This window comes from Pseudoalteromonas sp. bablab_jr011, from assembly GCF_016464045.1.
In the GTDB taxonomy this organism is placed as follows: domain Bacteria; phylum Pseudomonadota; class Gammaproteobacteria; order Enterobacterales; family Alteromonadaceae; genus Pseudoalteromonas; species Pseudoalteromonas lipolytica.
The window spans coordinates 1-7,071 of the sequence record NZ_JACDWU010000257.1 but is presented as its reverse complement, the minus strand read 5'-3'; the positions used below and the strand labels follow the sequence as shown (position 1 = coordinate 7,071).

Below are 7,071 nucleotides of genomic sequence, written 5' to 3'. Positions count from 1 at the left end.
AGGACAATCTGGCGCAGATCTCATCGTAGAGCTGGGACTAATGTTAGTCTCTAATAGACTCTGAATACATTAGCGCAAACCATCTCCGTTATTTTTAGTTATTAACTTGCAAAACGGGGCGTACCATACATTCTGTCCAAAGACGAGTTTTATCTTTGGTCAAGATTGTGGCTGCTCAAACCATCTATTATGACTTTTAATACTCAAATACTCAAATACTCAGTTGTAGCTCGATTGAGATTTGGTAGTAGAAATTATTTTGAACCTTTATCAAATTTACCCGTTCGATTCTTACACAAATTTAATTAGAAGAGTGTCAGTAGAACCCTTCTTAATACCATTAGAATCAATACCTAAAGCCAAAGTCATCACCAGAAATAATGGGAGGTGTAGGTTTAATTATTAAAACAGTGAATACACAGATTAATTTATAAGGCTGAATTCTAATCTTGACAATTTTTGATACTATAATAACAAATTTAACTGAAGATGTTATTTTTTTGTTACTATAATGGCAGTCTCATTCATCATCGGTGATGGCTTTTATATTGTCTCTTGATGAAGTAATCTTCAATACCACTTTATATATGTTACAATAGTAACAAATAATGTCATTGTACATGCTATAATTGATACTATAGTGACAGGTTTGGAGGTATTTATGTTATCCCTTTATACTGCTTATGATTTGCAGATGGATCTTAAAGAGTTTATCAAGTCAGCTCGAAAAAAAGACAAACTCAGTGTTCAGAAGTTAGCCGATCTCTCTGGCGTGCCTTATGCGACGATCCGAAAGTTTGAGTCATCCGGTAACATCTCATTACGTCAGTTTCTAATGCTTTATGAGACCGTCGGAGACTTGAAAAAAGTGAAAGAGCTAACAAAGTCGTGTGAACCTGAATTTAAATCAATAGAGGATGTGCTACGACATGCTTAAATCTGCCCTAACCGTAAAGCGTAAGCTTAGCACTGGTGAAAAGGTGCTTGTCGGCAAGCTTGTTGAAAATAGTCAACAAAGCTTCTTTCAATTTGACGAGACGTATTTAAACGCTCACTCTACTTCTTTGGCCCCGTTCAATTTAAAAGCAGACACAAGCCTACAAGTTGCGCCTAGAAAACCGCATTATGGCATCCATGGAGTTTTTGCAGACAGCCTCCCTGATGGTTGGGGTCTTTATCTCATGGATCGTGTATTTAGGCAGAACAATCAGAACCCAAAAACAGTTACCGCTTTAGAGCGTTTGGCCTACCTTGGTGAGAGATGTATGGGGGCGTTGAGCTATGAGCCTGAGTTCGATTTACTTGATGAGTCCAAGGGTTCAATTGATATTATTACCCTCGGTCGAGCTGCGATTGAAGAATTTGAAGGCACTGAGTCTGCTTTGCTTGAGCACTTGATGAAAACGGGGGGATCGGGTGGTGCTAGGCCAAAAATGAACGTTACGCGTTTATCGAATGGTCAATATTCAACATTAGACGACGTACAAGGAACAAAGCTTATAGTAAAGCTTACATCTGAAAAGTTTGACTTGAAGCACTCTGAATCAATAGTTGAATATTGCTACATGCAAATGGCTCGTAATGTTGGCATTGAGGTTCCTGAGTTTGATTTAATTGATGCGGGTAATGGGAGATATTGGCTAGAGCAGAAGAGATTTGATTGCACAGAACAAGGCGGTCGAATTCATATGATTTCTGCTTGTGGGTTATTAGATGCCCCATTTCGAGAACCATCTTTGGACTATGTGGATTTAGTAAAAGCTACGCGCATCATGTGCAGTGTTACAGAGTCACAGAAGCTTATTAAGCGTTGCATGTTTAATTATTTAACTGTTAACCAAGATGATCATAGTAAGAACTTCAGTTTTCTTGCTAGTGACTCCGATAACTGGACGCTATCACCTTTCTACGACATTGTTTACAGCCCTAATCCTTACAAAGAGCATATGACGGCTTTTGGTGGCAATGGCCAAACACCAAAGAATGTACTAAATCAGCTAGCTGCTCAGTCGGGGTTGTCTTCAAAAAAAGCGATTATGACTATGGCTGAAGAAATATTTGAAGCAACGCGTTCGTTTAGGCATGAGGCCAAGCATTTGGGTTTGTCATCTAATCTAATCAAAGAGATTGATAATGATATGATAGAAAAATTTAAGGCGCTTTAAGCACAGGATAATTAAAATTGTCATGCCTTATTTTGCAAATGTCAGATAAGTTGAGATGATCTATACTATTTTTAGCCCAAAATAGGAGCCGCCTGTTAAGGCCCATACCAAAAGTATGAAAGCTGACTTATCTGACTAATTTCGGTGCCAGCTTCATCATAATTTAGCTTGTTTTTATGTTGAATGGGACTAAACCAAAAGTTAACCGGTTTACCATTTTCCACTTTCTTAAAAGCTATTTGAATTTGTGTATTAGCATACAACTCTTCATGAGGATGATATAAATCACCGATAGACTCGTATCCTTCAGGTGTTGTAAACATTACCTTATAATAACCTGGTCTATAGCTATACTTTTCCTCAATCAATACTTTTACACTGTAAAAATTTGGTATTACAAAGGTTCTGCTATCCAAGCATGACACACTATTGTCTTTAACAATAAAATGTCTACCAGGGTGAGATTTAAGGTCTGTATTTGCTTCAAGCGTATCCGGGTAAGTAAATCCACTTTTATGGCCAAACATTCCTTTTAATGACTTCTGTCTATCTTTATAGCTAGAGTTAATCTCAGTACCATTTAGCATGATCACATCGTATAAGCAGACTGAGCCATCATCGAGGATATACGTTTCTAAAACGCCACTTTCAAAGCTTCCAATTGCAACTTTAGAGGCAAGCATTTCCTGAATGTTTTTGTCTAATGTGAAAGCATTACCTTTAATATCTACAGCTTGTATTGAATTAATCGATTCTTGGCCAAGTTTTATATAAGCCCGCTTACCTTGCTGTACAGGAATAACAACAGGGTCATTTATTTTGCTAAGCTGTTCTGCAAAAGGCACGTCAAAGTCACACTTATACATAGGAGGCTTAAAATTGCTAAATGGCAAACACGGAACTTTAGTCTTTAATTGCTCGATAGGTTTATATCCATCAATAACCCTAGTTCGAAGCATGTTAGAGTAGTTCATTCGAGCAATACCAAGGCAGTCGAATGGCAAGCGAGCCGTTTCTTTCATATAACTTATTTTTTGCTGGCCATAATACTCTCGAACTTCAAACTGTGTTTCGTCATCGCTTGCGTAAAATGCAATTTCACGCCAGTTCTCACGCTTTCCCGATTTATTTAAAATTTCTGACTCAACTTTAATCATTCAGATAACTCCAAAATCAAGGTTATAAAATTCGCACTGTTCTTCTGATGCTTCATTCATTTCGGTATCTTCATTACTCACTTGGCGGTTATGTTGGCCTAGTACGATAATATTTGCAGGTGGTTCAATGATGTCATCTAGTTTTTTTAATGCTTCTTCAAGTTCTCCACCTTCTGTTGAAACGTACTGTGAAGTAATTACGCAGCTAGCAAACTTATCGTTATTAGCCTCTTTGTAGTACTTAAAGAAATCAGAGTAATATGAAGTTAATCGGCTTTTTAAAACGGGTAAGATTGGATGGCTAATTACGCTATCCTGCATGTTCAGTGTTTTCAAGGCACGAAGAATTAATGCAAAACCAGCCCATTCAAGTGTATTGTTGAATACATCCATACCCCCAAATACTTTGTTTTGCCATGCATCAAAAGCAGAGTGCATTTCATACTCATCCATATACCAAACTTTGCTTGTACCATTTTCAAACTCTAATAATAAATAGCAACCAGAGTATGAAGCCTCCTGAGTGCTATCGCCTTTAACGTGAGATACTTTGTTTGAGCTAACATCAATTGCAAACTTATCGTTGTCATAAACCACTGCAAGTTCATAGCTTTTTACAATACCTTGAGTTTCAAGGTAGGCAATTACATTATCTGTATTTAGTGCAGGAAACAGACAATATGCAGTAGTGTAGGGATGTTTCCTAACTCTTATGTCTACTAGGTTAAGCAGCTCAGGACTCAGAGAGCCGATCAACATATCCATTTCTTTAATTGTCGCAACAACGTCATCTAGGGCGCACTCTTTAATTAAAGCGGAATAATGAGAATGTGAAGCCAAGTTGAACAATGTTTCCCACTGTTTAATATTGTCTGAAGTAGATTTGATTAGCTTTTCAATTTGAACTGATAACATTAGTACGCCTCACGTGAATAAGCACTTTCGAATTGTTCTTCATAAGCTTGGTGATTGGAGCTGTGCTGACAATCTTGATCATCAAACAAAATTGGGTCATTCATAACACTATCTCTATAAATACAAGGGCAGAGAGTCTTCCAGTGACGTTTAATAAGGGTTTTCTCCCTCATTTGATCCACATGCACTGAAAGCCACGCTTCATTGCCCATCGCCTTACCTTGCTCTTCAATAGCTAAAATTTCTTCAGGAGGCATAACTGTAGTCTTAAAAGAACCATCAATTAGCTCAGTTTGACAATAGCCACCGGCTAATTGTCCACGCATTGCTTTAGATAGAACGGTTGTAGTGTGGGTAACTTTTGAATTTACACCGTTGTATTGGAAAGTGTCTTTTTCATAAAAAACATTCGCATTAATTTGTTTTACTTTTCCAGAACGGTAAGCAAGTTTAAGAATTCCCTTGTAGCCTAATCCTAATTGAGTCACATATTGGCCTGATGATTCACTATACTCAGTTTTTAAAAAGCAAAGCTGCTCAGTAGGGCAAAGTGAAAGGCCTATTTTTGCAGCTTTTAAAAATGAACTGATTACGGACTCAACTGGAGTGTACGGGAAGCTGTATTCTACGTTTAATCCAGACATAACGATTTGATAGACGTAGTTTAGCTCTGTATTAAAGTCAAGCTTATAACCATTTTCGGAAAGATAAGCATCAAACTGGCCTTTGCATGCTGTTAATTTTCCATACAATAAATTTTGATATTCTTGAAGTGATAAACTCATAACGCTCACCGTTGAACTTGGATATGTAATTAGAATATTTGATTTAAAAAATCGCGCTTATTACCAGTCAATAACAACGACCTCATCGTTTTTGGTGTATCCATACCAGTTTTCGCTATCTAAACATTCTTTAAGGGTTGCAATTGCTTTCTTCATGTCATTATGAGCAATCATCTGGCGGGTACGTTTCAACTCAAAAATCTCGCATATATCAGCCTCTAAATATTCAACACCGATAAAAGCAAACAATTTAACGGGAATACCTGCTAAATTCGCAACATACTTATAGAAACTCTCTTGAACGTCATATCGAAGGTCTCGGCATTGGAATCTAAACTTATTTGGATTGGCTGAACGAGTAGACTTAACATCACTGGCAATTGCATGCTTGTTAATGTAATCGAATTTTACTTTAAGCATTAATCCAGAGTCAGGATCTCGCGCTATTACAGTAAGTTCCGCAAAACCATTTGAAATTAATCGCTTAGCTCTAGCGTGAGATTTGAATGTATCCAAAATTCTATGGGCGTCATCCCAGACTAAACCATCTATTGGTGTCTTATGGGTTATGTGTGAAAGCGCTCCATCGTTGAAAGCAGCTAATAGGCTAGAACACTTATTATTTTCGACCATTTTTACAGCTTCGTTGTAGGCTTTGACTCCAGCGCCTTTTATTATGGATTTCGCAATCAAATCATCAAAAATTAGGGTGTTTGGTTTAGCATCTAACAAGCGCTTAACTAACTCTGATTTAGTGCCTGAGACCTTTTGACCTGCGGCTTTTAATGCGTCCTTTAGCTCAGCACTTGTGTGAAGCGCTGTAGGATACTCAATGGCAAGAGGTACACGGAAATAGCGATCATAAAAACCAATTGGCTCTAATATTAACTCGTGACCATAAGTGCCAGTATCAAGAGTGTTTCTTTGTGCAGCAGTTCGTTTTCTTTCCTCATTAGAAAAATATTGACGAAATACATGAGCTGGTGTGTTTTTCGCTAACTCTTTAATCAGAGATGAGCTATGAGCATCTAATTCGTGGTAAACAGAATTTGGCACACCGCTATAAATACCTTCAACAAGATCACCATTAGAGTCCAAAAAGTTTGGATTACCTAAATCATCGTATGCAGGCAGAATAGTGTTAAACCATTCAGTAGGTTTTTCTGTTTCTTGAACTTTTAGATTTGCTGATGCCATGTTCTTGCCTTGCTCTACTTATTTAAAGTAGTAACATCATGTCATAGAGATTTTTTCGTGCTGAACTGAAGAAGAAAACCTATCTTCAAAGTTAATGATGAGAATTGAGCGCGATCTTTAATTTTATATTTTCAGATAGTTAAGTCATTTAGAAAGTATATAGTTTGACTCTGAGGTGCTTGCATCACACTTTCACTCTAGCTATGCTGAATTTTCAATAAGTTATAGCGGTATAATATGTCTAGGAAGATTGGCCATACTGAGGTGCAGTATCGTAAGAGGATTAAAGAAGGGCGTGGTACAGGCGAGTATCAGAATTATAAGCCTTGGTTAACGGCTTATGATGCGCCATCCGATGGTCGTGTACATCGAGTCTTTGGTTATAAATCCAAACGAACACACCACTCATTATCCGATCTTGACCTATCCATGTTCTACTTGCTTGAGTGGCGGCAAGATGTGCTGCAAGTCAAAGAGCAGTTTCCGCTTGAACGCAATATAACAATAGAGCTTGCTGAATCTACTGGCATCAAATATCCAAGTGTTCGAGGTATTGACCAATACTTACCAAGTGACTTTCTTGTTGAAATAACCTCATAGATTAACCACTTTTTATTAACTATATTAGCAAGTTAGTGACATACCGCTAAAAAAGACCCCAGCGTTTAGCCTTGCCCTCACTGCTACTATATAATAACGCTCAAGTATTTTGCGCGAATTCAACCCCGAAGTGCACCACTCGCTAAATTAGGCCGCATTGCGTAATTCGTTAAACACAACGACAGGCTGTTTGTAACCTAGGCACTTTCTAGGTCTGGCGTTTAGCGCACGTTCTATATCGGCCACCTGCTT

Annotated in this window: 7 protein-coding genes and 1 pseudogene; 3 read left to right on the top strand and 5 right to left on the bottom strand. The window is 37.8% G+C overall.

The window, feature by feature from the left end:
* Positions 1 to 661 precede the first annotated feature (661 nt).
* On the top strand, positions 662 to 937 hold the full coding sequence (locus tag JIG41_RS15245; protein WP_036973834.1) for a helix-turn-helix transcriptional regulator: 276 nt from the start codon (positions 662 to 664) through the stop codon (positions 935 to 937).
* Positions 930 to 2,165: a type II toxin-antitoxin system HipA family toxin gene (locus tag JIG41_RS15240; RefSeq protein ID WP_063529795.1), complete on the top strand. Its 1,236-nt coding sequence runs from the start codon at positions 930 to 932 to the stop codon at positions 2,163 to 2,165. Before JIG41_RS15245 ends, JIG41_RS15240 begins: the two co-directional genes overlap by 8 nt.
* A 95-nt stretch (positions 2,166 to 2,260) precedes the next feature.
* Here JIG41_RS15240 and JIG41_RS15235 read toward each other — a convergent pair whose 3' ends face one another.
* From JIG41_RS15235 to JIG41_RS15220, 4 genes are read right to left on the bottom strand one after another with little or no spacing between them, the layout of a single operon-like run.
* Positions 2,261 to 3,322 carry a hypothetical protein gene (locus tag JIG41_RS15235; RefSeq protein ID WP_063529794.1) on the bottom strand — a complete coding sequence of 354 codons (1,062 nt, stop codon included), beginning with the start codon at positions 3,320 to 3,322 and terminating at the stop codon, positions 2,261 to 2,263.
* Entirely contained in the window at positions 3,323 to 4,237 is a 915-nt protein-coding gene (locus JIG41_RS15230; protein WP_063529793.1) for a hypothetical protein, read from the bottom strand. It abuts the gene before it with no gap.
* A complete protein-coding gene (locus JIG41_RS15225) occupies positions 4,237 to 5,022 on the bottom strand; it encodes a recombinase RecT (RefSeq protein WP_063529792.1) in 786 nt (261 codons plus the stop codon). The genes JIG41_RS15230 and JIG41_RS15225 overlap by 1 nt, the downstream gene beginning before the upstream one ends.
* 60 nt (positions 5,023 to 5,082) lie before the next feature.
* Entirely contained in the window at positions 5,083 to 6,219 is a 1,137-nt protein-coding gene (locus JIG41_RS15220; protein WP_063530435.1) for a PD-(D/E)XK nuclease-like domain-containing protein, read from the bottom strand.
* A gap of 237 nt (positions 6,220 to 6,456) precedes the next feature.
* On the opposite strand from JIG41_RS15220, the gene JIG41_RS15215 reads away from it, so the two are divergent.
* Positions 6,457 to 6,819 carry a TnsA endonuclease N-terminal domain-containing protein gene (locus JIG41_RS15215; protein WP_235374313.1) on the top strand — a complete coding sequence of 121 codons (363 nt, stop codon included), beginning with the start codon at positions 6,457 to 6,459 and terminating at the stop codon, positions 6,817 to 6,819.
* A gap of 147 nt (positions 6,820 to 6,966) precedes the next feature.
* On the opposite strand, the pseudogene JIG41_RS15210 reads toward JIG41_RS15215, so the two are convergent.
* Positions 6,967 to 7,071 (bottom strand): annotated as a pseudogene (locus JIG41_RS15210) (IS30 family transposase); the annotation flags it as partial.

Coding starts and splice junctions, on each gene's coding strand:
- JIG41_RS15225 (WP_063529792.1), bottom strand. CDS start 5,022: ATGAGTTTATCACTTCAAGAATATCAAAATTTATTGTATGGAAAATTA.
- JIG41_RS15235 (WP_063529794.1), bottom strand. CDS start 3,322: ATGATTAAAGTTGAGTCAGAAATTTTAAATAAATCGGGAAAGCGTGAG.
- JIG41_RS15240 (WP_063529795.1), top strand. CDS start 930: ATGCTTAAATCTGCCCTAACCGTAAAGCGTAAGCTTAGCACTGGTGAA.
- JIG41_RS15230 (WP_063529793.1), bottom strand. CDS start 4,237: ATGTTATCAGTTCAAATTGAAAAGCTAATCAAATCTACTTCAGACAAT.
- JIG41_RS15245 (WP_036973834.1), top strand. CDS start 662: ATGTTATCCCTTTATACTGCTTATGATTTGCAGATGGATCTTAAAGAG.
- JIG41_RS15215 (WP_235374313.1), top strand. CDS start 6,457: ATGTCTAGGAAGATTGGCCATACTGAGGTGCAGTATCGTAAGAGGATT.
- JIG41_RS15220 (WP_063530435.1), bottom strand. CDS start 6,219: ATGGCATCAGCAAATCTAAAAGTTCAAGAAACAGAAAAACCTACTGAA.